Annotated in this window: 21 protein-coding genes; 15 read left to right on the top strand and 6 right to left on the bottom strand. The window is 76.8% G+C overall.

Translation table 11 applies throughout. The features are described 5' to 3' along the window. Positions 1-390: 390 nt before the first annotated feature. The 3 genes from ACFY07_RS26535 to ACFY07_RS26545 all read left to right on the top strand — a co-directional run bounded on the left by ACFY07_RS26535 (position 391) and on the right by ACFY07_RS26545 (position 3,435). Positions 391-1,245, top strand: a complete 855-nt coding sequence (locus ACFY07_RS26535; protein WP_390872079.1) for a GNAT family N-acetyltransferase — start codon at positions 391-393, stop codon at positions 1,243-1,245. A 21-nt stretch (positions 1,246-1,266) separates the two neighbouring features. Beyond that, the gene (locus tag ACFY07_RS26540; RefSeq protein WP_390872080.1) at positions 1,267-1,812 is read left to right on the top strand and encodes a GNAT family N-acetyltransferase; all 546 of its coding nucleotides are present in this window, start codon (positions 1,267-1,269) and stop codon (positions 1,810-1,812) included. A 201-nt stretch (positions 1,813-2,013) separates the two neighbouring features. After that, positions 2,014-3,435 (top strand): FG-GAP and VCBS repeat-containing protein, encoded by a 1,422-nt coding sequence (locus ACFY07_RS26545; RefSeq protein WP_390872081.1) that lies wholly within the window; start codon positions 2,014-2,016, stop codon positions 3,433-3,435. Between the two features lie 63 nt (positions 3,436-3,498). On the opposite strand, the gene ACFY07_RS26550 is transcribed toward ACFY07_RS26545, so the two are convergent. The 3 genes from ACFY07_RS26550 to ACFY07_RS26560 all read right to left on the bottom strand — a co-directional run bounded on the left by ACFY07_RS26550 (position 3,499) and on the right by ACFY07_RS26560 (position 5,707). After that, a complete protein-coding gene (locus ACFY07_RS26550) occupies positions 3,499-4,413 on the bottom strand; it encodes an aminoglycoside phosphotransferase family protein (RefSeq protein WP_390872082.1) in 915 nt (304 codons plus the stop codon). An 80-nt stretch (positions 4,414-4,493) separates the two neighbouring features. Then, complete coding sequence (locus tag ACFY07_RS26555) at positions 4,494-4,973, bottom strand: ferritin-like domain-containing protein (protein WP_390872104.1); 480 nt, start codon at positions 4,971-4,973, stop codon at positions 4,494-4,496. A gap of 173 nt (positions 4,974-5,146) precedes the next feature. Then, on the bottom strand, positions 5,147-5,707 hold the full coding sequence (locus ACFY07_RS26560) for a hypothetical protein (protein ID WP_390872083.1): 561 nt from the start codon (positions 5,705-5,707) through the stop codon (positions 5,147-5,149). Between the two features lie 295 nt (positions 5,708-6,002). On the opposite strand from ACFY07_RS26560, the gene rimP reads away from it, so the two are divergent. From rimP to ACFY07_RS26605, 9 genes are all read left to right on the top strand, one after another. Further along, complete coding sequence (rimP, locus tag ACFY07_RS26565) at positions 6,003-6,620, top strand: ribosome maturation factor RimP (RefSeq protein WP_390872084.1); 618 nt, start codon at positions 6,003-6,005, stop codon at positions 6,618-6,620. 2 nt (positions 6,621-6,622) lie between these two features. Next, positions 6,623-7,591, top strand: a complete 969-nt coding sequence (nusA, locus tag ACFY07_RS26570) for a transcription termination factor NusA (RefSeq protein WP_390872085.1) — start codon at positions 6,623-6,625, stop codon at positions 7,589-7,591. A gap of 95 nt (positions 7,592-7,686) precedes the next feature. Beyond that, on the top strand, positions 7,687-7,965 hold the full coding sequence (locus tag ACFY07_RS26575; RefSeq protein ID WP_230748216.1) for a YlxR family protein: 279 nt from the start codon (positions 7,687-7,689) through the stop codon (positions 7,963-7,965). A 186-nt stretch (positions 7,966-8,151) separates the two neighbouring features. After that, a complete protein-coding gene (gene infB, locus ACFY07_RS26580; RefSeq protein ID WP_390872086.1) occupies positions 8,152-11,268 on the top strand; it encodes a translation initiation factor IF-2 in 3,117 nt (1,038 codons plus the stop codon). Between the two features lie 153 nt (positions 11,269-11,421). Next, positions 11,422-11,718 (top strand): DUF503 domain-containing protein, encoded by a 297-nt coding sequence (locus tag ACFY07_RS26585; protein ID WP_230747724.1) that lies wholly within the window; start codon positions 11,422-11,424, stop codon positions 11,716-11,718. A gap of 154 nt (positions 11,719-11,872) precedes the next feature. Then, positions 11,873-12,346: a 30S ribosome-binding factor RbfA gene (rbfA, locus tag ACFY07_RS26590; protein WP_390872087.1), complete on the top strand. Its 474-nt coding sequence runs from the start codon at positions 11,873-11,875 to the stop codon at positions 12,344-12,346. Positions 12,347-12,348: 2 nt separating this feature from the next. Then, positions 12,349-13,539 carry a bifunctional oligoribonuclease/PAP phosphatase NrnA gene (locus ACFY07_RS26595; RefSeq protein WP_390872088.1) on the top strand — a complete coding sequence of 397 codons (1,191 nt, stop codon included), beginning with the start codon at positions 12,349-12,351 and terminating at the stop codon, positions 13,537-13,539. 104 nt (positions 13,540-13,643) lie between these two features. Then, complete coding sequence (truB, locus tag ACFY07_RS26600; protein ID WP_390872089.1) at positions 13,644-14,543, top strand: tRNA pseudouridine(55) synthase TruB; 900 nt, start codon at positions 13,644-13,646, stop codon at positions 14,541-14,543. A 140-nt stretch (positions 14,544-14,683) separates the two neighbouring features. Beyond that, positions 14,684-15,637: a bifunctional riboflavin kinase/FAD synthetase gene (locus tag ACFY07_RS26605; protein ID WP_390872090.1), complete on the top strand. Its 954-nt coding sequence runs from the start codon at positions 14,684-14,686 to the stop codon at positions 15,635-15,637. A gap of 119 nt (positions 15,638-15,756) precedes the next feature. Here ACFY07_RS26605 and ACFY07_RS26610 read toward each other — a convergent pair whose 3' ends face one another. The 3 genes from ACFY07_RS26610 to eccE all read right to left on the bottom strand — a co-directional run bounded on the left by ACFY07_RS26610 (position 15,757) and on the right by eccE (position 20,752). After that, entirely contained in the window at positions 15,757-18,219 is a 2,463-nt protein-coding gene (locus ACFY07_RS26610) for an AAA family ATPase (RefSeq protein ID WP_390872091.1), read from the bottom strand. A gap of 383 nt (positions 18,220-18,602) precedes the next feature. Continuing rightward, positions 18,603-19,400, bottom strand: a complete 798-nt coding sequence (locus ACFY07_RS26615; protein WP_390872092.1) for a hypothetical protein — start codon at positions 19,398-19,400, stop codon at positions 18,603-18,605. Further along, positions 19,400-20,752 (bottom strand): type VII secretion protein EccE, encoded by a 1,353-nt coding sequence (gene eccE, locus ACFY07_RS26620; protein WP_390872093.1) that lies wholly within the window; start codon positions 20,750-20,752, stop codon positions 19,400-19,402. Before eccE ends, ACFY07_RS26615 begins: the two co-directional genes overlap by 1 nt. A gap of 203 nt (positions 20,753-20,955) precedes the next feature. On the opposite strand from eccE, the gene eccB reads away from it, so the two are divergent. The 3 genes from eccB (at position 20,956) to ACFY07_RS26635 (ending at position 23,556) form a co-directional block, all read left to right on the top strand. Beyond that, on the top strand, positions 20,956-22,593 hold the full coding sequence (eccB, locus tag ACFY07_RS26625) for a type VII secretion protein EccB (RefSeq protein WP_390872094.1): 1,638 nt from the start codon (positions 20,956-20,958) through the stop codon (positions 22,591-22,593). A gap of 279 nt (positions 22,594-22,872) precedes the next feature. Next, on the top strand, positions 22,873-23,184 hold the full coding sequence (locus tag ACFY07_RS26630; protein ID WP_390872095.1) for a WXG100 family type VII secretion target: 312 nt from the start codon (positions 22,873-22,875) through the stop codon (positions 23,182-23,184). Between the two features lie 75 nt (positions 23,185-23,259). Next, complete coding sequence (locus ACFY07_RS26635) at positions 23,260-23,556, top strand: WXG100 family type VII secretion target (RefSeq protein ID WP_230747738.1); 297 nt, start codon at positions 23,260-23,262, stop codon at positions 23,554-23,556. Positions 23,557-23,628: the final 72 nt, after the last annotated feature.

The following is a 23,628-nucleotide window of genomic DNA, read 5'->3' on the forward strand; positions in this document are numbered from 1 at the left end:
CCTCATCGAGGAGGCCCTCAAGCTCGCCGAGCAGATGGAGGCCGACGGCGTCGCCTCCGGCGAGCCCACCGTCACCCCCCTCGGCTGACCCCGCAGGCCCGGTCCTCCTCGGGCCGGCCCCCGCGGCCGGCCCCGTCCCGGGACCGCCCTCCCGGGAACGCCCGCGCCGGGGCCGGACGGCACCCGCCCTCCGGCCCCGCGCGCTCTCCGGCCGCCCGGGGGTAGGGTGCCGTCCGCAGGACCCGTACCCTCGGAAGCCGGGCCCCGAGACCGGGGCCCCGCAGCCCGGGACCCCGGAGCCCGGATCCCGCGGCCGACCCGGCCGCCGGGCGCCCGCACGGGGACGGGTGCTGCGGCACGGGCAGCCCGACGGCATGGTGAGGCGCGCAGATGCTGGGAAGTTCGGTGTCGACCACCCGCGTCCTCGAGGCGCCCGACCTCGAGGACGCCCTCGACGTGCTCGACCGCGACCCGGTGGCCAACGCCTTCGTCGCCGCCCGCGTCCACGTCGCTGGCCTCGACCCCTGGCGGCTCGGCGGCGAGATGTGGGGCTGGTACGACGACGCCGGCCGCCTCGACGCCCTCTGCTACGCCGGAGCCAACCTGGTGCCCATCTGCGCCGGGAGCGACGCCGTCCGCGCCTTCGCCGAGCGGGCGCGCCGCCAGGGGCGGCGCTGCTCCTCCATCGTCGGCCCCGCCGAGGCGACCGCCGAGCTCTGGTCGCTGCTGGAGCCCGGCTGGGGCCCGGCCCGCGACGTCCGCGCCCGCCAGCCGCTCATGACCATCACCGAGCCCTCGCCCACCGTCGCCCCGGACCCCCGCGTGCGCCGGGTCCGCCGCGACGAGATCGAGCTCCTCATGCCCGCCTGCGTGGCGATGTTCACCGAGGAGGTCGGCGTCTCGCCGACGGCCGGGGACGGCGGCCTCCTCTACCGGGCGCGGATCGCCGAACTCGTCACCGGCGGCCGGGCCTTCGCCCGTTTCGAGGAGGGCCGGGTCGTCTTCAAGGCCGAGATCGGCGCCGTCACCGACCGGGCCTGCCAGATCCAGGGGGTCTGGGTCGCCCCCGACCGCCGCGGCCAGGGGCTGTCGGAGACCGGCATGGCCGCCGTCGTGGAGTACGCCCTGCGCGAGGTCGCGCCCGTCGCCAGCCTGTACGTCAACGACTTCAACCTCCCCGCCCGCGCCGCCTACCGGCGGGTCGGCTTCCGCGAGGTCGGGGCGTTCATGAGCATTCTCTTCTGAGGCGCGGGTAACGTCCCCGCGATGGACGACGACGTGGTGGACGACGTGGTGATCGAGCCCTTCGGCCTCGCCGCCCGCGCCGAGGAGGCGCTCGCGGTGCAGGCCCTCGCCTTCGGGCTCACCGACGAGGAGGTCGCGGTCCGGCTGCAGATCGTGATCCGCCACGCCTCCTGCCCCGGCGTCGTCGCCCTCGGGGCGTTCCACCGCGGCCGCATGGTCGGCTTCGGGTACGGGATGCCGAACGACCGCGCCCACTGGTGGAGCACGGTGATCCAGCCCTTCCTGGAGGCGCGCGGCCACGGCGACTGGCTCGACGGCTCCTTCGCCGTCACCGAGCTGCACGTCCACCCCGGCTGGCAGCGCCGCGGGCTGGGGCGGGCCCTGATCACCGGCCTGTGCGCACGCTCCGGGCTGTCCCGCTCCATCCTGTCGGCGATCGACGAGGAGACCCCGGCGCGGCGCCTCTACCGGTCGCTGGGGTACGTGGACCTGGCCCGGCCGGTGCTCTTCCCCAACACGGCGCGCCCGTACGCGGTGATGGGGGCGGAGCTGCCGCTGCGGGGGTGACGGCGCCGGTGCCCGGCCGGCCGCGCCGAGGGGCGGTGCGGGGCGGGGCCGGACGGTACGGGAGGCCGCGCCGGTGCCGGGTCGTACAGGGGTGCCGGGATTCTGCCCGGGCGCGTGCAACCTTCGGACGCCGTCGGACGTCTCCTGGGCGCGCCGGGCCGTCGCGGCCCGCCCCGCCCCTGCACAGGAGGAGACCACCGCGTGCACCAGCACCTCCGTACCGTCCTGGCGGCCGCCGCCACCGCCGCCCTGGCCGGCGGCGCCCTCACGGCGTCCGCCGGCACCGCCGTCGCAGCCCCGGCCGTCGGCTCCGACTTCAACGGCGACGGCTACCGCGACCTCGCCGTCGGGGCCCCGAACGCCACGGTCGGGGGCCACGCCGGGGCCGGGGCCGTGGTGATCCTCTGGGGCTCCTCCGCCGGTGTCTCCCCCACGCGGCGCACCGTGTTCACCCAGGACACGACCGGGGTCCCGGGCGTTGCGGAGGAGCTCGACGGCTTCGGCACCTCGGTCACCTCCGCCGACCTCGACGGCGACGGCCGTACCGACCTGCTGGTGGGCTCCGGGAGGGAGACCGTCGGCACCCGGCAGGGCGTCGGCAGCGTCACCGTCCTGTGGGGCGGCACGAGGGGGTTCGCCGGCGGCGCGATCCTGCCGCAGCCCACGCTGCGGGAGTGGGCGGGCTTCGGACAATCCATTGCCGCGGGCGACTTCGTCAACAGCGCCGCCGCCGAGGTGACGGTCGCCTGCTGGGACGGCGCCTACCACTACCAGGGCCCCTTCACCCGCGCGGGCGTCCCGGCCTCGCGCGGCTGGGACGGCCGTCTCGGCAGCACGGACGACGCCGTCGCCGGTGACCTGACCGGCGACGGCCGGCCCGAGCGGGTCATGCTCCCCGGCAGCGTCGACGGCGACGCCAACGGCGACGTGTACGTGGACCGCTGGACCGCGAGCGGGGCGGTGCGCACCGAGCTGCCGAACGCCGACGGCATCGCCGGTGCCGTCGGCGACATCAACCACGACGGCTACGGCGACCTCGTGCTCGGAGCGCCCTACGACCCGGACGCCATCAGCCGGGGCGGCCACCTCGGCGGCCAGATCAGCGTCTGGTACGGCGGTCCGTCCGGCCCCTCGACCACCCAGCACCCGACCGTGGTCCACCAGGACACCGCCGGGGTCCCCGGCGTGGGGGAGGCGTACGACCGGTTCGGCTCCTCGGTGAGCGTGGGCGACATCAACGGCGACGGCTTCGCGGACGTCGCGGTCGGCGCCGGGAACGAGGGCGTGTCCGGCAGGTCCGGCGCGGGCATGGTCACTGTGCTGTACGGCTCCGCCGCCGGCCTGACCACCAGGAACGCCGCCGTCTACAGCCAGGACACCGCCGGGGTCCCGGGCAGCACCGAGCCCGGGGACGCGTTCGGCCTGCAGGTCCGTCTGGCCGACCTGAACGGGGACGGCCGCGCGGAGCTGTCCGTCGGCTCCCCCGAGGAGAACGGCTCCGGCTCCCTGACCGTGCTGCGCGGCACCGCCTCGGGCGTCGGGACCACCGGCGCCGTGAGCATGCTCGCGAAGGACGCCGGGGTCTCCGGCAACGCCTGGTTCGGCCAGGTCCTCGACCGCTGAGGGCGGCCCGCCCGGTGCCGCGGGCCGATCCGCGCGCGGCACCGGGACGGGACCCGGCCGGGCTCACAGCCGGCCCGCGAACTCCAGGAAGAGCTCGGCGGAGGCCCTGCCGCCGACGGACAGGCTCCACAGCCCCGCCTCGACGGTGCGGAAGAGCGTCCAGCCGCGCAGCCGCTCCCGGTCCACCTCCAGGGACTCGGCGAGCCGGTGCAGTCGGCGGCGCACGGCCGCCTCCGGCCCCGGGGAGCCCACCAGTGTGTCCTTCCGGTCCTGGACCAGCCAGGCCAGGTCGTACGCCCGCTCCCCGACCAGGGGTTTGGGATCGATCGCCAGCCAGGGGAACCGCTCGGCGGCCAGGACGTTGCCGTGGTGGAAGTCGCCGTGCAGCAGGTGGTCCTCCCGGGCGTCGGCGAGCAGGCCGGCCGACACCTCCAGGGCCTCGTCCACCAGCGCGCCGGCGTCCGCCGCCCCCGGCAGGCCGCGGCGGGAGCGCAGCTCCTCGCGCAGGCCGCCGACGTGCTCCGCCACGGTCCGGAAGGGGTGCCCGGCGGGCGGCGCCACCCACAGCCGCTGCAGGATGCCGGCCGCCTCCAGCATCGCCTTGGCCTCGGGCAGCGAGCGCAGGGTGATGTCGCCGTGCAGCCGCTCCAGCAGCAGGACGGCCCGTTCCGGCTCGGCCTCCAGCAGGCGGGCGGCGCCGCGCCCCGCCCAGTGGGCCAGCGCGGCGTGCTCCTGGGCCGTCTCCGGCGTCACCATGCCGGCCTTGAGCGCCGCGGGGGTGCCGTCGGCCCGGCGGACGTACACCACCAGGCTGATCTGGCCGCCGGGCTCGCAGACGCGCTCCGCGGTGAGCCCCCAGCGCTCCAGGTGGGCCTCCACCAGGGACGGCAGCGCGGAGAGCCAGGTGCTCCCCGCCTCCCCCTCCCACTGGCTCAGGGTGCGCTCCAGGCGCTCGGGGACGGTGATCGCCGGCTGCATGCTGTCCTCTCGTCGTGCTCCCCCGTGGCGCGGACGCCGTACCCATTGTCGGGCACGGCGCCCCGCACGGAGGCGCACGCTCACCGCGCCGCGCCCCCGGACGGCGCGGGGGACGCCGGTGCGGACGCCGGCGCGGACGGCGCGGCGGGCGTCGCGGCCCGCTCGGGGAGGCCCGGGAATGCGGGCCCGGGCGCGGCCGGGCCCCGCCAGCGCGCCGCGCGCACGGCGGCGCCGCACAGGGCGTCGGCCGCGGTGCGCCGCAGCGGGCCGCGGGCGGCGGCCACCAGGTCGGCGTGGACCGCGGCCAGGCGCTCCTCCAGCAGGACGGCGAGCCGCACGGCCGAGGCCGGACCGGTGACGGGGAACGGCAGCTCGTAGCCGGCCGCCGCGGCGGCGGGCGTGCCCCGGCGGGCCGCGATCTCGCGGTGGAGCGTGTCGCGCAGCGCCCGGTGGGCGTCGTAGGCGGCCCGGGCGGCGGCGAGGCGGGCGCCGGTGAGGTGGGCGCCCACGACGCCGTACCCGTAGACCGCGGCGTGCTCGGCGGCGAGGGCGGCCTGCAGGGCGGGCGGTACGGGGCCCGGGGCGGAGGGGCCGGGTCCGGCGGGGCCCGGGGCGGTGGCGGAGGGGGCGCTCGGCGTGGTCACGCGGTGGCTTTCGGGTCGTCGGGGCGGTGGTCCGCCGCGCCGGCGGGTGCGCCGGGCGCGGCGGCGGTCCGGGTGCGGGGCCGGGGCGGTCAGGGGCCGAGGGCGAGTGCGTGCACCGTGCCGCAGGCCGCGAGCGAGGCGAGCAGGCGGGCCAGCTCCGGGGAGGCGGCGTCGAGGGCCGCCGTCCGGGAGGCGGCGGTCCGGCGCTCGGCGGCGGCCAGGGACGCCAGCGCCGCCGCGGGCGCGGCCGGGACCGCGGCGGCGGAGGCGGTCGGCGGGGCGGCGGGCGCGCCGGTACCGGACGCTCCGGTACCGGACGGGCCGCCCGGCGCGGGGGCGGTGCCCGGGGCCGTCGCGGCCGGCGGCGTACCGGCCTCGGGGAGGCCCGCGGCGAGGGCCGCCCGGTGCCGCAGGACCTGGTCGCGCAGCGGCCGCAGCCGCCCGGCCAGCGCCGGGTGCGCGGCGAGGACCGCGTCGTAGGCGGCGGCGAGCGCCGCGGTGGCCTCGACCGCCCGGCGGCGGACCGCCCGGTCGGGGTCGGGCGGGGCGGTCCCCGCGGGCGCCGGGGCGTCCGCCGAGCAGGCGCCGAGGGTGAGGACGGCTCCGCCGACCGCGGCGCCGAGGACGGCCCGCCGGGTGGGGGACTGCATGCGCGCTCCCGCTGGTCTCTCGGGACGGTGGGGGTGACGGTGGGGTGACGCTGGGGGTGCCGTGGGGTGCGACGGTGCGGCCCCCGGGCCGGCGGGTGCGTGCCGGTACGGGGGGCGCGGAGGTGCAGGGGGCGGCGGAGGGCCGCCGAACGGAAGGTACCCGCAGGCGGGGCGCGCACCGGCGGCGGGGTGGCCGCTCGCCGGGACGGGTGCGCGGAATCGGCACCACGGGGCCCGACCGGATAGGCTTTGCAGCGCTTCCGACAACAGCAGACGCGGCCGAGGAGTCACCCGGATGAGCACCCACCAGAACGACCGGCTGCGTGCCCTGATCGAGCCGCTGGCCGTCGGAGCGGGACTGGACCTCGAGGAGGTCCGGGTCACCCAGGCAGGCAGGCGCCGCCAGCTCCAGGTCGTCGTGGACGCCGACGGCGGCGTCGGGCTCGACACCGTGGCCGAGCTGAGCCGGGAGATCGGACAGGCCCTGGACGACGCGGACGCCATGGGCGGCGCCCCGTACGTGCTGGAGGTCGGCTCGCCGGGCGTGGACCGGCCGCTGACCGAGCCCCGCCACTGGCGCCGGGCCGCCGGGCGCCTGGTGAAGGCGCAGCTGGCCGCGGGAGGCGAGCTGGTCGCCCGGGTGCTGGAGGCCGACGACGAGGGCGTCCTGGTCGAGGTGCAGCCGGTGAAGGGCCGGGGCAGGCCCGCCGAGCGGCGCCTGGAGTACGCCGAGGTGGCGAAGGCCCGGGTGCAGGTGGAGTTCGGCCGCAAGGACGCGAAGGACGAGGACGCCGGGGCCGCCGCCGGCGCCCCGGACGACGAGCACGACGAGCACGACGAGTACGACGAGCAGGACGACGAGCAGGACGTCGACGCCTCCGACGAGGGCGACGAGAGCAAGGAGGAGGCGTAGCCGTGGACATCGACATGAGTGCCCTGCGCGGGCTGGTGCGGGAGAAGGAGATCTCGTTCGACCTGCTGGTCGAGGCGATCGAGTCGGCCCTCCTCATCGCCTACCACCGCACGGAGGGCTCGCGCCCCAAGGCGCGGGTCGAGCTGGACCGCAAGACCGGCCACGTGACGGTGTGGGCGCTGGAGGAGTCGGACGAGGCGCAGGAGCCCCGTGAGTTCGACGACACCCCGAGCGGCTTCGGCCGCATCGCGGCGACCACGGCCAAGCAGGTCATCCTGCAGCGGCTGCGGGACGCCGAGGAGGAGCGCACCTTCGGGGAGTACGCCGGCCACGAGGGCGACATCGTCACCGGTGTGGTGCAGCAGGGCAACGATCCCAAGAGCGTGCTGGTCGACATCGGCAAGCTGGAGGCGATCCTCCCCCCGCAGGAGCAGGTCCCGGGGGAGGACTACAAGCACGGCACCCGCCTGCGGTCGTACGTGGTCGCGGTGCGCCGCGGCGTGCGCGGCCCGTCGGTGACGCTGTCGCGCACCCACCCCAACCTGGTGCGGAAGCTCTTCGCCCTGGAGGTGCCCGAGATCGCGGACGGCTCCGTGGAGATCACCGCGATCGCCCGGGAGGCCGGCCACCGCAGCAAGATCGCGGTCCGCTCCCACCGGCAGGGGCTGAACGCCAAGGGCGCCTGCATCGGCCCGATGGGCGCCCGGGTGCGCAGCGTCATGGCGGAGCTGCACGGTGAGAAGATCGACATCGTCGACTGGTCGGACGACCCGGCGGAGATGGTGGCCAACGCCCTGTCGCCCGCCCGGGTGACCAAGGTGGAGATCGTCGACCTGCAGCAGCGCTCCGCCCGGGTGACCGTGCCGGACTACCAGCTGTCGCTGGCCATCGGCAAGGAGGGCCAGAACGCCCGCCTGGCCGCCCGGCTGACCGGCTGGCGGATCGACATCCGGCCGGACACCGAGCAGTAGCCCCGGACCCCCGCCGGACGGGGGTGCCGGGGGTCCGCGGCCCCGGTGGGATCACCGGGGCCGCGGGAACCACCAGTGGAGGAGTAGACTTGGACGTGTCTGGCCGGACGCGTGCCCGTGCATGCCCTGAACGCACCTGCGTGGGCTGCCGCAGGCGGGCGGCCAAGCGCGAACTGCTGCGCGTCGTGGCGGTGGAGGGCGTGTGCGTCCCCGACCCCCGCGGCGCGCTGCCCGGCCGAGGGGCGCACCTGCACCCCGACCCGGGCTGCCTCGACCTCGCGGTGCGCCGCCGGGCGTTCCCGCGGGCCCTGCGCCTGCAGGGCCCGCTCGACACGGCGGCGCTCGACCGGTACGTCGGGGAGCGCACCCGCTGAACGCGGGAGGGTTCGCTGCACGGAACAGCACGGTGCGCGGGCATGCAGGTGCCCGCGCCGACACCAGGTACCTCGCGAGATGGAAGTAGGTCGAGATTGCGATGAGCACTCGATGAGTACGCGATGAGTACGCCCATGAAGTAGCAACGGTCCGGCGGACGACCACCCCGGACCAGAAGGAGCGATGTGGCTAAGGTCCGGGTATACGAGCTCGCCAAGGAGCTCGGCGTGGAGAGCAAGGTCGTCATGGCCAAGCTCACCGAGCTGGGCGAGTTCGTCCGTTCGGCGTCCTCGACGATCGAGGCGCCGGTCGTTCGCAAGCTGACCGACGCTTTCCAGGGGGGCGGCTCCGGCCGTTCCTCCGCCAAGCCTGGCCCGCGGAAGCCCGCGGCGCCCCAGCCGTCCGGCGACGCCGGCACGGCCCGTCCCGCACCCGGCCCGCGGCCCGCGCCGCGTCCGGCCGCCGGTGCCCCCGCGCCGGCTCCGCGCCCGGCCGCCGGCGCTCCCGCGCCCGGCCCGCGCCCGGCGGCGACGCCGGGTCCGCGTCCGGCGCCGGCCCGTCCGGCGGCTCCGGCCGCGCCCGCGGCGGAGTTCTCCTCGCCCGCTCCGGCCGAGCAGCCGGCCGCCGAGGCCCCGCGCCCGGCCGCCGCGCAGCAGCAGCCGCGCAGCGAGGCGCCGCGCGGTGACGCCCCGCGTCCGGGCGGTGCCCGTCCGGGCCCGCGCCCGTCGGGTCCGCGTCCGGGGAACAACCCCTTCACCTCCAGCAACACCGGCATGGCCCGCCCCGGCGGCGACCGCCGTCAGGGCGGCCCCGCCCAGGGCGCCCCGCGTCCGGGCGGCCAGGGTGCTCCGCGTCCGGGCGGTCCCGGTGCCGGTGCCGGTGCGCCGCGTCCGGGCGGTCCGGGTGCGGGTGCCCCGCGTCCCGGCGGCGCCCCGCGTCCCGGTGGCCAGGGTGCTCCGCGTCCGGGCGGTCCCGGTGCCGGTGCGCCGCGTCCGGGCGGTCCGGGTGCGGGTGCCCCGCGTCCCGGCGGCGCCCCGTCCCCGGGCGGGATGCCGCGGCCGCAGGGCCCGCGTCCCACGCCCGGCGGCATGCCGCGCCCCAACCCCGGCATGATGCCGCAGCGTCCCGCTGCCGGCCCCCGTCCCGGCCCCGGCGGCCGCGGTCCGGGCGGTCCCGGCGGGCGTCCCGGCGGTCCGGGCGGCCGTCCCGGCGGCGGCGGCTTCGCCGGCCGTCCCGGTGGCGGCGGCGGTGCCGGCCGTCCCGGTACCGGCGGCGGCTTCGGCGGTCCCCGTCCGGGTGGCGGCGGCGGCTTCGGCGGCCCGCGTCCCGGCGGTTTCGGCGGGCGTCCGGGCGGCCCGGGCGGCCGTGGCGGCACGCAGGGCGCCTTCGGCCGCGGTCCGGGCGGGCGTCCGGCGCGCGGTCGCAAGTCGAAGCGGGCGAAGCGCCAGGAGTACGAGGCCATGCAGGCCCCGTCCATCGGCGGCGTCATGCTGCCGAGGGGCAACGGCCAGACCGTGCGCCTCTCCCGCGGCGCCTCGCTGACGGACTTCGCGGAGAAGATCAACGCCAACCCGGCGGCGCTCGTCTCGGTGATGTTCAACCTGGGCGAGATGGTCACCGCGACCCAGTCGGTCTCCGACGAGACGCTGCGGCTGCTCGCCGAGGAGATGGGCTTCGTCCTGGAGATCGTCTCCCCGGAGGACGAGGACCGCGAGCTGCTCGAGTCGTTCGACATCGAGTTCGGCGAGGACGAGGGCGACGAGGACGACCTCATGGTCCGTCCGCCGGTCGTCACCGTCATGGGTCACGTCGACCACGGAAAGACCCGCCTGCTGGACGCGATCCGCAAGTCCAACGTGGTGGCGGGCGAGGCCGGCGGCATCACCCAGCACATCGGCGCCTACCAGGTGACGGCGGAGGTGAACGGCGAGGAGCGTCCGATCACCTTCATCGACACCCCCGGTCACGAGGCGTTCACCGCCATGCGTGCCCGTGGTGCCAAGTCCACCGACATCGCGATCCTGGTGGTCGCGGCGAACGACGGCGTCATGCCGCAGACGGTCGAGGCGCTCAACCACGCCAAGGCCGCGGGTGTGCCGATCGTGGTCGCGGTCAACAAGATCGACGTCGAGGGCGCCGACCCGACCAAGGTCCGCGGCCAGCTGACCGAGTTCGGCCTGGTGGCCGAGGAGTACGGCGGCGACACCATGTTCGTCGACATCTCCGCCAAGCAGGGTCTGCACATCGACTCCCTGCTGGAGGCCGTGGTCCTCACCGCCGACGCCTCGCTCGACCTGCGCGCCAACCCGACGCAGGACGCCCAGGGCATCGCGATCGAGGCCCACCTGGACAAGGGCCGCGGCGCCATGGCGACCGTCCTGGTCCAGCGCGGCACCCTGCGGGTCGGCGACTCCATGGTCGTCGGCGACGCGTACGGCCGCGTCCGGGCCATGCTGGACGAGAACGGCAACAACGTCACCGAGGCGGGCCCGTCCCGTCCGGTGCTGGTGCTCGGTCTCACCTCGGTCCCCCGCGCCGGCGACAACTTCATCGTCGTCGAGGAGGACCGCACCGCCCGGCAGATCGCCGAGAAGCGGGCCGCCCGCGAGCGCAACGCGGCCTTCGCGCAGCGCCGCGTCCGGATCTCGCTGGAGGACCTGGACAAGGCCATCGCCGCCGGCTCCATCGAGCAGCTCAACCTCATCATCAAGGGTGACGTCTCCGGTTCCGTGGAGGCCCTGGAGGACGCGCTGCTCAAGCTGGACGTCGGCGAGGAGGTCGAGCTCCGGATCCTGCACCGCGGTGTGGGTGCCATCACCGAGTCCGACGTGGACCTGGCGATGGGCTCGGACGCCATCATCATCGGCTTCAACGTGCGGGCCGAGGGCCGTGCACGGACCGCGGCCGACCGCGAGGGCGTCGACATCCGGTACTACTCGGTCATCTACCAGGCGATCGAGGAGATCGAGGCGGCCCTCAAGGGCATGCTCAAGCCGGAGTACGAGGAGGTCCGCCTGGGCTCCGCGGAGATCCGCGAGGTCTTCCGCTCCTCCAAGTTCGGCAACATCGCCGGTGTCCTCGTCCGCGAGGGCCTCATCCGCCGCAACGCCAAGGCCCGCCTCATCCGGGACGGCGCCGTGGTGGCGGAGAACCTCACCATCGAGGGCCTGCGTCGCTTCAAGGACGACGCGACCGAGGTGCGCGAGGGCTTCGAGGCCGGTGTGACCCTGGGGTCGTTCAACGACATCAAGGTCGACGACGTCATCGAGACCTTCGAGATGCGCGAGAAGCCGCGGGCGTAAGCACGCGGAGGTCGTCCGGGGCCGGGCGGCGGAACAGGGGCTTCCCCGAATTCCGTCGCCCGGCCCCGGGCGCGCTGTGTACGGTTCACCGTATGCACCGGCCCGTCCGCGGGCCGCCCTACGAGGCCTCCAGGCCGGCCAGGCCTGTCACACATGTTCGTGGGAACACTCACCTTCGACCTGCTCCTCGGCGACGTCCACTCGCTGAAGGGGAAGCGGTCGGTGGTCCGCCCGATCGTGGCCGAGCTCCAGCGCAAGTACGGCGTCAGCGCGGCCGAGGTCGGGAACCAGCAGCTGCACCGCAGGGCCGAGATCGGCTGCGCGGTGGTGTCCGGCGACGCCGGGCACGTCGGGGAGGTCCTGGACGGCTGCGAGCGGCTGGTCGCCGGCCGCCCCGAGGTGGAACTGCTCTCCGTGCGGAGGCGGTTCCACGGCGACGACGACGATTGAGGACGATGGAAGGGATGCGGCGCCCCCGCCGCACCCGAGGACCGAAAGCGCCCCACGGTTGCGGGCGCGGGCCGGTACACCGGGGCCGGGCCCCGGTGCCTCCGGCCGGCCACAGGCGCCGGCCGGTACCGTGCCCACAGCACGAGGAGGACACGTGACCGACACCGCGAGGGCGCGCAAGCTCGCCGACCGGATCCAGGTGGTCGTCGCGGAGACCCTGGAGCGGCGGATCAAGGACCCGCGCCTGGGCTTCGTCACCATCACCGACACCCGCGTCACCGGGGACCTGCGGGAGGCCACGGTCTTCTACACGGTCTACGGCGACGAGACCGAGCAGGCCGCCACGGCGGCCGCCCTGGAGAGCGCCAAGGGCATCCTGCGCTCCGAGGTCGGACGGCAGACCGGGGTGCGCTTCACCCCGTCGCTGACGTTCGTCGCGGACGCGGTCCCCGACAACGCCCGCCACATCGACGAGCTGCTCGACCGGGCCCGGATCTCCGACGCCCGGGTGCGGACCGCCGCTGCCGGGGCCGCCTACGCGGGCGAGGCCGACCCCTACCGGGCCCCCGCCGACGCCGACGCCGACGCCGACGCCGACGCCGACTCCGCCGACGACGAGGACGCGTAGCCGTGGCCGGCGAGCCGCCCGCGGCAGCCGCCGGGGCGCCCTTCGCCGAGCCGGCGGAGGGCGCCCCCGGCGTCCCGCTGCCCCGGGTCCCGGCCGGGGCCCCCGACGGCTCCGGACCCGACGGCTCCGGACCCGACGGCTCCGGACCCGACGGCTCCGGACCCGACGGCTCCGGCTCCGGCGGCCACACCGCCCCCGGCGACCGCGAGTGGGACGAGGTGGCCGCCCTGGTCGCGGCGGCCCGCGAGGTGGACCTGGTCTGCCACGTCCGCCCCGACGGGGACGCGCTCGGCTCCGCGCTGGCCGCCGGCCTCGCCCTGCGGTCGCTGGGCCTGCCCGTGCGGGTCTCCTTCGGCGACGACCCGCAGGTCGTCCCCGCCTCGCTGGCGTTCCTGCCCGGCCAGGAGCTGCTGGTGCCCGCCGCCGAGGTCCCGGACCGGCCCGACCTGGTGATCACCTTCGACGTCGCCGCCGAGGGTCGCCTGGGCCTGCTGCGGCACAAGGCGCTCGCCGCCCGCGCCACGGTGGTCCTGGACCACCACGCCTCCAACCCCGGCTTCGGCACCCACCGGCTCATCGACCCGGCCGCCCCCGCCACCGCCGTCCTCGTCGACGAGCTGCTGCGGCGGCTCGGCGTCCCGCTGGACGAGGCGATCGCCACCTGCCTGTACACCGGCGTGGCCACCGACACCGGCTCCTTCAAGTACCGGGCCACCACCCCCGGGACCCACGAGCTCGCCGGCCGCCTGCTGGCCACCGGCATCCGGCACGACCTGATCTCCCGCACCCTGTGGGACACCTCCTCCTTCGGCTACCTCAAGGTGCTCTCCGCCGCCCTGGAGCGCGCGGCACTGGACCCGGCGGCCGCCGGCGGCCTGGGGATGGTGTGGACCTGGGTGCCGCACGCGGACCTCGCCGCCCACGGCGTCGCCGTCGAGGAGGTCGAGGGCCTGATCGACGTCGTCCGGCGCACCGCCGAGGCCGACGTCGCCCTGGTCCTCAAGGAGGACCCCGACGGCACCCTGCGCGGCTCCTCCCGCTCCAAGGGTGCCGTCGACGTGGCCGCGGCCTGCGGCGCGCTCGACGGCGGCGGCCACGTGCACGCGGCGGGATTCTCCTCCCGGCACGGCCTGGAGCGGACGCTGGAGCTCTTCCGCAGCGCCCTGCGGCCCTCCGCCGGGCCGCCCGCCTGAACCGCCCCCGCACCGGCGGCATCGGGGTCACCGCCGTCACCACCTGCAGCACCCACCGATCGAACCGGAAGGGAAGTGCGGCGCACCCGCGCCGCCGCCACCTGATGAAGCGCAAGGGAACGGGCCCCGACGGCCTGGTCATCGTCGACAAGCCGGCCGGCATCACCTCCCACGGCGTGGTCGCCCGGCTCCGCCGCCTCGCGGGCACGCGCCGCGTCGGCCACGCCGGCACGCTGGACCCCATGGCGACGGGGGTGCTGGTCATCGGAGTCGAGAAGGCCACCCGCCTGCTCGGCCACCTCATGCTGACCGACAAGACCTACGAGGCCACCATCCGGCTCGGGCAGACCACCGTCACCGACGACGCCGAGGGCGAGGTCACCGCGACCGCCTCCGCCGCGCACGTCACCCCGGAGGCCGTCGACGCCGGGATCGCCGCCCTCACCGGCGACATCCTCCAGGTCCCGTCCAAGGTCAGCGCCATCAAGATCGACGGGAAGCGGTCCTACGCCCTCGTCCGGGAGGGCGAGGAGGTGGAGCTCAAGGCGCGGCCGGTGACCGTCTCCCGCTTCACCGTGCACGGGCGCCGGCCCGCCGAGGCCGAGGACGGCACCCCGCTGCTCGACCTCGACGTCACCGTCGACTGCTCCTCCGGCACCTACATCCGGGCCCTCGCCCGCGACCTCGGCGCCTCCCTGGGCACCGGCGGCCACCTCACGGCGCTGCGCCGCACCCGGGTGGGCCCGTACGGGCTGGAGCAGGCGCGCACCCTGGAGGAGCTGGAGGAGTCCTTCACCCACCTGCCGATCGAGGAGGCCGCCGCGGCCGCCTTCCCCCGCTGGGACGTCGACGCCGACCAGGCCCGGCTGCTGGCCAACGGCGTGCGGCTGAAGTCCCCCGGACTGGCGCCGGGGCCGGTCGCCGTCTTCGGACCCGAGGGCCGCTTCCTCGCCCTGGTGGAGGAGAAGCACGGGCAGGCCCGCCCCCTGGCGGTCTTCGCCTGAGGCCTGCCCGCGCCCGTGCCCGTCCGGGCCGGCCCGCCGCACGTCCGGGCGGGCCCGTCCGGTGCGGAGCCCGGCGGGCGGGCATGGCACGCTATAGGGGTAGATCGGCGAGCGAATGTGCGGACAAGGAGCGGGTCAGGGTGCAGCGCTGGCGTGGCCTGGAGGAAGTCCCCGACGGCTGGGGGCGCAGCGTCGTCACCATCGGTTCCTTCGACGGGGTGCACCGGGGGCACCAGTTGATCATCGGACGGGCCGTGGAGCGCGCCCGCGCCCTGGGCGCGGCCTCCGTGGTCGTCTTCTTCGACCCGCACCCCAGCGAGGTCGTCCGCCCCGGCAGCCACCCGCCGCTGCTCGCCGCCCCGCACCGCCGGGCCGAGCTCATGGGTGAGCTGGGCGTGGACGCGGTGCTGATCCTCCCGTTCACGCAGGAGTTCTCGCGGGAGACCCCCGAGGAGTTCGTCCGGCAGGTCCTGGTCGACGCCCTGCACGCGTGCGCCGTCGTGGAGGGGCCCAACTTCCGCTTCGGCCACCGCGCGGCCGGCGACGTCGCCCGCCTCGCCGAGCTGGGTGAGAAGCACGGCTTCGACGTCGAGGTCGTCGACCTCTACCTCGACGGCCGGGCCGGCGGCGGTGCGCCCTTCTCCTCCACCCTCGCCCGGCGGCTGGTCGCCGAGGGCGAGATGGGCGGCGCCGCCGAGGTCCTGGGCCGCTGCCACCGGGTCGAGGGCGTCGTGGTCCGCGGGGCCCAGCGCGGCCGCGAGCTCGGCTACCCCACGGCCAACGTGGAGACGCTGCCGCACACCGCGATCCCGGCCGACGGCGTGTACGCGGGGTGGCTCACCGCGGACGGGGAGCGCATGCCCGCGGCGATCTCGGTCGGCACCAACCCGACCTTCGACGGCACCGCCCGCACCGTGGAGGCGTACGCCATCGACCGGGTCGGCCTGGACCTGTACGGGCTGCACGTGACCGTGGACTTCCTGGCCTTCCTGCGCGGCATGGAGCGGTTCGGCACCGTCGACGCCCTGCTGGAGCGGATGGCCGACGACGTCAAGCGCGCGCGGGAGCTGACGGACGGCCACGACGGCCGCTGACGGCCGGGACGGCCGCCGCACGCCGGAGCCCCGCGACCCGTCCGGCGGGTCGCGGGGCTCCGGCGCGTTCCGGCCCGGGCCCGGCGGCCGCCCGCGGGGCGGCCGCCGGGGACCCGGGGTCACTGCTGCGGCGGGGGCGGCGGGTAGCCGTAGCCCTGCGGCGCGTCCTCCGGGCCGGCCGGTCCGGGACGGCCGTCGTGTCCGGCCTGCTCCGGGTGCCCGGCCTGTCCCGGATGCCCCGGGTGGCCGGGCGGGGGCGGCGGTGCGCCGGGGCCGGGCGGCTGGGCCCAGCCGGGCGGCATCGACTGCTCCGCCGGCGGCTGCGGCGGCTGCTGCTGGGGGTGGCCGTAGCCGCCGGGCTGCGGCTGGGGGCCGCCCGGCGCCCCCCAGGGCGCACCCGCCGCCGGACCGCCCGGACCGCCCCACGGCGCACCCTGCTGCGGCGCGCCCGGACCGCCCCACGGCGCGCCCGCCTGCTGCGGGGGCGTGCCCGGCTGCCCGCCCCAGGCAGGCCCGCCGGGCATGCCCGGCGGCGCCGGCTGCGGCGGCATCCCCGGCCAGCCGCCCTGCTGCTGCCACACGCCCGCGGCCTGCTGCGCCCGCTGGAAGTCCTCGGCGACCAGGGCGGCCAGGTCGAAGTAGGCCTCGCGGACCTTGGGCCGCATCATCGCGATGTCGACCTCGGCGCCGGCCGCCAGGTGCTCGTCGAAGGGCACCACGACCACGCCGCGGCAGCGCGTCTCGAAGTGGGCGACGATGTCCTCGGTCCGGATGAGCTTGCTCGTCTCGCGCACCCCGGAGACGACCGTGATGGACCGCTGCACCAGGTCGGCGTAGCCGTGCGCGGAGAGCCAGTCGAGGGTGGTGCTGGCGCTGCTCGCGCCGTCCACGCTGGGTGTGGAGACGATGATCAGCTGGTCGGCCAGGTCGAGCACGCCGCGCATGGCGCTGTAGAGCAGGCCGGTGCCCGAGTCGGTGAGGATGATCGGGTACTGCCGCCCCAGCACCTCGATGACCCGCCGGTAGTCGGTGTCGTCGAAGGTGGTGGAGACCGCCGGGTCGACGTCGTTGGCGAGGATCTCCAGGCCGGAGGGGGCCTGGGAGGTGAAGCGCCGGATGTCCATGTAGCTGTTGAGGTGCGGGATCGCGGTCACCAGGTCGCGGATGGTGGCTCCGGTCTCGCGCCGCACCCGGCGTCCGAGGGTGCCGGCGTCCGGGTTGGCGTCGATGGCGATCACCTTGTCCTGGCGCTCGGTGGCCAGGGTGGCGCCCAGGGAGGTGGTGGTCGTCGTCTTGCCCACGCCGCCCTTGAGGCTGATCACGGCGATCCGGTAGCAGCTCATCACCGGCGTGCGGATGACCGCCAGCTTGCGCTGCCGCTCGGCCTCGGCCGCCTTGCCGCCGAACTTGAAGCGCGACTGCTGGCGGCGCTCCTGCGGCTGGCGGCGCAGCAGCCGGTCCGAGGAGAGCTCCACCGCCGCGGTGTAGCCGAGCGGGGCGCCCGTCGCGCTGCGCTGCGGCGCGCCGCCCTGGAACGCGGCGGGCGGCTCGCCGCCCGGGCCGACCGGGTGGGGGGCCGCCTGCGGCCAGCCTCCCCGTCGCGGGTCGGCCGGCTGCTGCCGGGGGGCGGGGGCCGGCGGGCCCTGGTACTGCTGCGGGTCGGGGTACTGGGGATCGGGGTACTGCTGCGGATCGGGGTACTGGGGGCCGGGCTGGTGCGGATCGGGGTACTGGGGGCCGGGCTGCTGGGGGTCCGGGTACCCGGGGGTGCGGGGCTGCTGCTCCGGCGCCTGCGGTGCGCGGGCCTCCGGGCCGGGCGCCCCGGGGCCGTGGGCGCCCCAGGGGGCTTCCGGTCCCGGCCGGCCGCCCGGGAAGGGGCCGGGTGCCTGCGGCTGGTACGGGGGCTCGGGAGCGGCATGCTGCTGCGCGGGACCGGGGCCCCACTGCGGTGGCGGGCCGTCGGCCGCCCACGGCGGCGGGACCGGGGCGCCGGGCCCGGACCCCACCGACGGGCCGTCGGGTCCGGGTGCCGGGTCCTGCAGGCGCGGCGGGAAGGGCGGGGGCGCAGCGGGCCCCGGCTGCTCCCAGGGCTGCTGCGGCGCGGTGCCCCGCTGCCCGTCCTGCTGCCCGGCCGGTCCCGTCGGACCGGCCTGCGGCTCCGGGCCCTCCCCGGCCGCGGTGCCGGACCCGGCCCCGTGCGCGGCGGGCGGCACGGGGGCACCGGCCCGCGGACCGGGCGCGGGCTGCGGTGCGGCCGGCGGCACCGGGGCGGGCGCGGCGTGCTGCTCCGCCTCGGCGGGCCCGGCGGTGGCGCCGTGCGGTCCCGGCGGCGGGGGGACGGGACCCGGCTCCGCCGCCCGGGCGTCGGCCTGCGGCCCCACCGGGCCGGGCGCGGACGGGAAGGCGGGACCGGGGGCCGGTGCGGGAGCCGGCGCAGGGGCGGGAGCCTGCCGCGGGGCCGCCCCGGGCGACTCGTTCTGCGTGTACCAGGCGGGGGGAGTGTAGTCGGGCGCGTCAGACCACTCCTCGTCCTCGTCCGGCGCGTTCTCGCCGACGTAGACGCCGTCGCGATCGGTGCTCAACTCGAACTCCCTCTCTCAGCTCCGGCGGGCGGCCGCGTCCGCCTCGTCACCGCCGGTCGTCCCCGTGTCGGCCTCCGGCCCCTGTCGCCGGGGTCCGGGGTCCGCGGGGCACCAGCCTATGAGCTGTCCCGCGGTGGGGGTAGCCCGGGTCGCGGGGCCCGCCGTCCGCCGGGGCGCGGCGGGGGCGGGATCCGCCCGGACGGGGGATCCGCCCGGACGGGGGAACCGGCCGCGGGCGCACGGGGACGGATCCGTACGCACGCGCCTTCCCTGACGGTGCGTCGGGAACCCCGCGCGCCGCGGCTCCGCGGCACCGGCCGCGGGCGGGGGCGCGGCCGGGACAGGTCCGCCCGGCCCGGACCGGACGGCGCGGCCCGCCCGGTTCAGTCCACCCGGCGCGGGGCGCCGAGCAGCTGCGCCTCGGCGTCCGCCGGGGCGGTCATCACGAACTGGCGCCGCGTCCGCGTCGCCCACAGCGTCACGTTGTCCCCCATCGACGGGAGCGCGGCGACGTCCGCCTCGGTCAGGTTCATCGTCCGGCCGACCAGCTCCGCCTCCTGGGGCGAGATGCGCTGGATGCCCACCAGGTCGGCGGTGCCCAGCACCCGCTGGGCGTTCGGGCCCAGGTAGGGCAGGAGCGTCAGCACGGTCTGCCACGGCCCGGCCGACAGCCGGCTGCGGGCCGGACGGGCGCCGAGGTCGCGCACGACCAGGACCGGCGCCGACACCGACGGGCCCTGCGGCCCGACCCGGCCGACCTGGTGGACCGTCACGCACGGCTGGCCGCCGCCCGCCGCCTGCGCCATCGGGGCCCACACCTGCGGCCGGCCCGTCTCCACGGCGACCCGGGCCCCGGTCGCCGCGGCCCGCAGGGCGAGCAGCTGCGCCGTCCACACGCCGCCGACCAGCACGACCTCGTACGCGGAGGGCCGGAACATGCCGATCACCGCCGGCTGGTGCTGCGGGTCGACGCCGACGAGCACGCCGTCGTCGCCGACCGGCAGCGACAGCGCGTTCAGCTCCTCGGCGGTCAGCACGTGCCGCTCGCGGCGCGGCCCGCGCAGGCCGAAGCCCGGCCGCACCCGGACGGGGCGGTGCTGCGCCCCGCCCTGCTCCGGGCCCGGCTGCCCCGCCGGGTGCCGGCCGTCCTGCGGCTGGGGGGTGTACGTCCGGTACGCCATCAGCGGGTCCCTCCCAGGGGCAGAGTGGCGAGCACGCCCGGGGCCTGCTCCAGGTCCAGCCGCACCAGGCCGGTGCCCGTGCCCTGGGCGCGGGACTCCAGCAGCCGCCCGACCTGGGCGACCTCGCTCTCGCTGCGCGCGGTCACCCGCAGGTGCCCGGAGACCGCCACCGCACCTCCGGTGCCGCGGCTCGCGGTCAGGCTGAAGGTGGTGGCGAGCGCCGGGAGGCCCGTGAGCAGGTTCACCAGGTCGGGGGCGGCGATCCGGCCGCCGCTGCCGCCGGGCCGGGTCAGCTGCGGCCAGCGGGAGATCCAGTAGGTGGTGTGCCAGCGGTCGTCGACCCGCCAGAACCGGCGGCTCTCCTGGGTGCGGCGGCCCGTGCCCGCGCCGCCGCCGGTGCCCTGGCGGCCCGTGGTGGCGATCGGGTTGACGCAGGCGGAGGTCGCCAGCGCGGCCGTCAGCTCCCGTTCGTCCAGCACCGTCGCGGTGAAGCCGGCGCCGGTCAGGCGGGCGGCGAGCTGGTCCGCGGCGCGCTGCAGGGCCTTGCGGGCCCCCGCCTCGCCGCCGCCCCGGGCCTCCACCGCGGCCGACGCGTGCTCGGGGTCGAGGCGCAGCGCGACCCAGGTCAGGCGCAGCGAGGGCGTGGCGGCGCCCTCCGCGAGCTGCCGGTAGGCGCGGGCGGCCAGCGCCTGCTCCGGCAGGTGCGGGGCGGGCGAGGGCTGGGTGTGCTGGACGGCCTGGACGGACGTCAGGGGGATGTCGTCGACCTGCAGGGCCGAGGTGAGCACGTCCAGCGGCAGCGGCCGGGCGGTGCGCAGCGGCCGCAGCGGCTCGTCCCTGGACTCCACCAGCAGCACGGCGCTCAGGAAGGTGCCGTCGCCGACCATGCCGGTCTCCCGGCGGCCGCGGCGCTGGCCGCCGCTCCCCGGGGCGTCGGTCTCGGTGGCGTGGGTGCAGGTGCGCAGCGCGGGCTCGATCTCGACGGCGGGCGCGAGGCCCGGGTCGGTGCCGGGCGGCGGCACGTCGCCCGCGGCGGCGCGCCGGCGGCTGCGCAGCGCGGCGGAGACGCGCAGGTGGTCCGGGAGCGACCGGCCGCGGACCGGTACCAGCGCCACCGCCACGAGCAGCAGCGCGGGGACGGCCATCGCCCCGGCCACGGCCCTGCCGACGGTCCATCCGACCGCCACCAGGGCGGCCGCGACCTCGACCAGGACCAGCTGCTGAAGCCGCACCGGTCCGCCGATCCTCCCCGGCCGGGGGTGGACCCGTACGGAGACGGGTGTCCGCGGCGCCGGGTCCGGCGGTCCGTTCCGCGGTGCGCTGCGTCGCTCTGGAGCGGTCTGGCTTCGCATCCCCCGAATGACCCTCTCTGGTCGTGAACCGACGGCCGGTTGGCTGATCGCAACACGGTACCCGTACGGTACTCACCGTCCGCCCGCCGTACCGCACGGGGCTCAACCCCCCGGCGCCCGGGGGCGGTCCGGCCCCGCGGACCCCTGTGCGCGGCGGCCGACGGGGAGAACGGGGCGAGACGGACAGGTGGGAGACGACGAGGATGGCATCACGTCGGGACGAGCTGAACGCGTACACGTTCGCGCGGCGCCGCACCGTGGGGGCGTTCCTCCAGCCCGCGGGGGGCGGCAGCGACGAGGACGCCCCGCGCCCGGTGCGGGCGGTGGTGCCCAGCCTGGTGGCGGCCGCCGTGGCGGTCGCCGGCTTCGGCATGTGGGGCATGATCAAGCCGACCGCCCCCAAGGGGTGGGACGACGGGAAGTCGATCGTCGTGGGCAAGCAGTCGACCACGCGCTACGTGGTGCTCCCCAACCCTGACAAGCCGTCGGAGAGGACGCTCTACCCGGTCCTCAACATGGCCTCGGCCCGGCTCGTCCTCGACGCCGACTCCAAGGTGACCTTCGTCGAGGACAAGGTGCTCGACGCCTACGGCCGCCACGGCGCCACCATCGGCATCCCCTACGCGCCGGACAAGCTGCCGACGCAGGCCCAGGCGGCGGAGGCCAAGGTCTGGACGGTGTGCGACCGGCCCGGTGACGACGCCAACCACACCACCGTCAACCAGGCGGTCTTCGTGCTCGACCCCGCGCACGCCGCGGCCCTGCGCAACCCGGGCCTCGTGCTGTCGAAGGGGAACGCCGCGTACGTGCAGGAGCCGGGCCCGGACGGCCAGGGCGGCGACGAGTACCTGGTGGACGCCGCGGGCGTCAAGCACAGCCTGGGCCGGCCGGACGCGCGCAACCAGGGCACCCTCACCCTGCGGACCGGCCTGTTCGGCCCCCAGGCCGCGCCGCAGCGGGTGACCCAGCAGTGGCTGGACACCCTCACCACGGGCTCGCCCGTCGTCTTCCCCCGGATCCGGGACTACGGGCGCCGCTCCGCCGTCCGGCTGGCGAACCAGGCGGACTCGGTCGTCGGCCGGCTGATGTCCTTCGACTCCAACAACGACGGCCACCCCGAGGCCCACTACGTCGTCGGCGCGGACCGCCTGTACCAGCTGGACGACTTCCAGCTCCAGCTCTTCCAGAGCAACCCCGCGATCCAGCAGCTCTACGGCGGCCGGCCGGTCCCCGGCCAGCTCTCCGCGACCGAGCACGCCCGCTGGTCGGGGCCGGTCGGCAACGAGTACCGGCTGCAGTCCCCGGCGGACTGGCCCAGGTCCCGTCCCAACGTGGCGGTCAACAGCACCGACCCCGACGGCGGCACCCGCAGCGTCCTGTGCAGCACCTACTCGGGCACGGACGAGAAGGGCGCCCCCCGGCGGAGCGTGTGGGCCTCCACCGACTTCCCGGCGCCGGTCACCAACGGCACGGCCAGCGCCCACGTCACCCCCGGCACCGGCCTGCTGTACCGGGCCGTGGAGGGGACCCCGGGCACCGGCGGCGCGGGCGCGGACGTCTCGGGCTCGGTGTTCCTGCTGACCGAGGCGGGCCTGCGCTACCGGGTGGTGGCCAACGGCGACAGCACGGCCAAGAGCTCGGTGCTGCCCCACGGCGGGCAGTCGCCCGACCCGGCGGCCCAGGGCCAGGCGCCCGGCCAGGCGCAGCAGGGCAACGAGGCGCAGGCCAGGCTGGGCTACAAGGACGTGGTGCCGTCGATGGTGCCGAGGGCGTGGTCGGACCTGGTGCCCGCAGGTCCCAACCTGGACGCCAGGTCGGCCCTGCAGTCGCAGACCTCCTGACGCCCCGTCCGCCGGGCCCCTCGTGCCGGGCCGGGACCGCGCAGTGCCTGCGCTCCCGGCCCGGCAGGCTTTCTGACGGAAAGTCAGTCCCTGGTGTCCCCGGCCCCGCCCCGCCCGCCGCGCCGTCTGTCATGGTCCCGTAACCGTCCCGGGGGCGGTGTTGGGGGTGTCGGCGCCGAGGGCTAGAGTGCTCCTGGACATCACGTCGTGATGTTGACCGGGGGGTCTGGGACCGCGGGCCGCCCGGCCAAGTCATCTGTCTCATGGGGGACGTGGAACATGTCGGGTCAGTTCAGGACCACCGCTGAGGAGATGCGTGCCTTCTCCGGCCGCATCGCCGAGGTCAACTCGTCCATCCAGCAGGAGCTCAGCCGCCTGAACAGCCTGGTGAGCTCGATCACCGCCGGCTGGCAGGGCCAGGCCGCCACCGCCTACCACCAGCTCCAGGAGCGGTGGAACGAGGACGCGGCCAAGCTCAACCGCGTCCTGGACGAGATCAAGCAGGCGATCGACGCCACCACGCAGCAGTACTCCGCGACCGAAGAGGACCAGCGCTCGTCGCTGAGCAACGTCACCGCGCACTTCGGCTGACCGCTCGCCTCCGCCCGCTGAACCGCAGGCCCGCCACGGGCGGGCCGTGAAGAGCCTCTCGAACCAGGAGACGTCATGTCCGACGGCCACATCCTCGTCAATTTCAGCACCATCCAGAACGCCGGCTCCGAGGTCCGCTCCACCGCGGGCCGCGTCCAGCAGCAGCTGGACGACCTCAAGGCCGGCGTGCAGCGCATCGCCGCCAGCTGGGAGGGCAAGGCCCAGGAGGGCTACCAGGCCCGCCAGGCCGAGTGGGACCGCTCCGCGGCCGACCTCCACCAGGTGCTGAACCAGATCGCCGGCGCGCTGGACAACGCCGCGCAGAGCTACCAGCAGACCGAGAACAAGAACGCCAGCATCTGGGGTCACTGACCCCGGGCCTGCCGGTCAGGGGCGGACGCCCGAGGGCGTCCGCCCCTGACGGCTGTGCGGACACGGGCCGGT

This window comes from Streptomyces sp. NPDC001380 (assembly GCF_042895785.1).
In the GTDB taxonomy this organism is placed as follows: Bacteria; Actinomycetota; Actinomycetes; order Streptomycetales; family Streptomycetaceae; genus Peterkaempfera.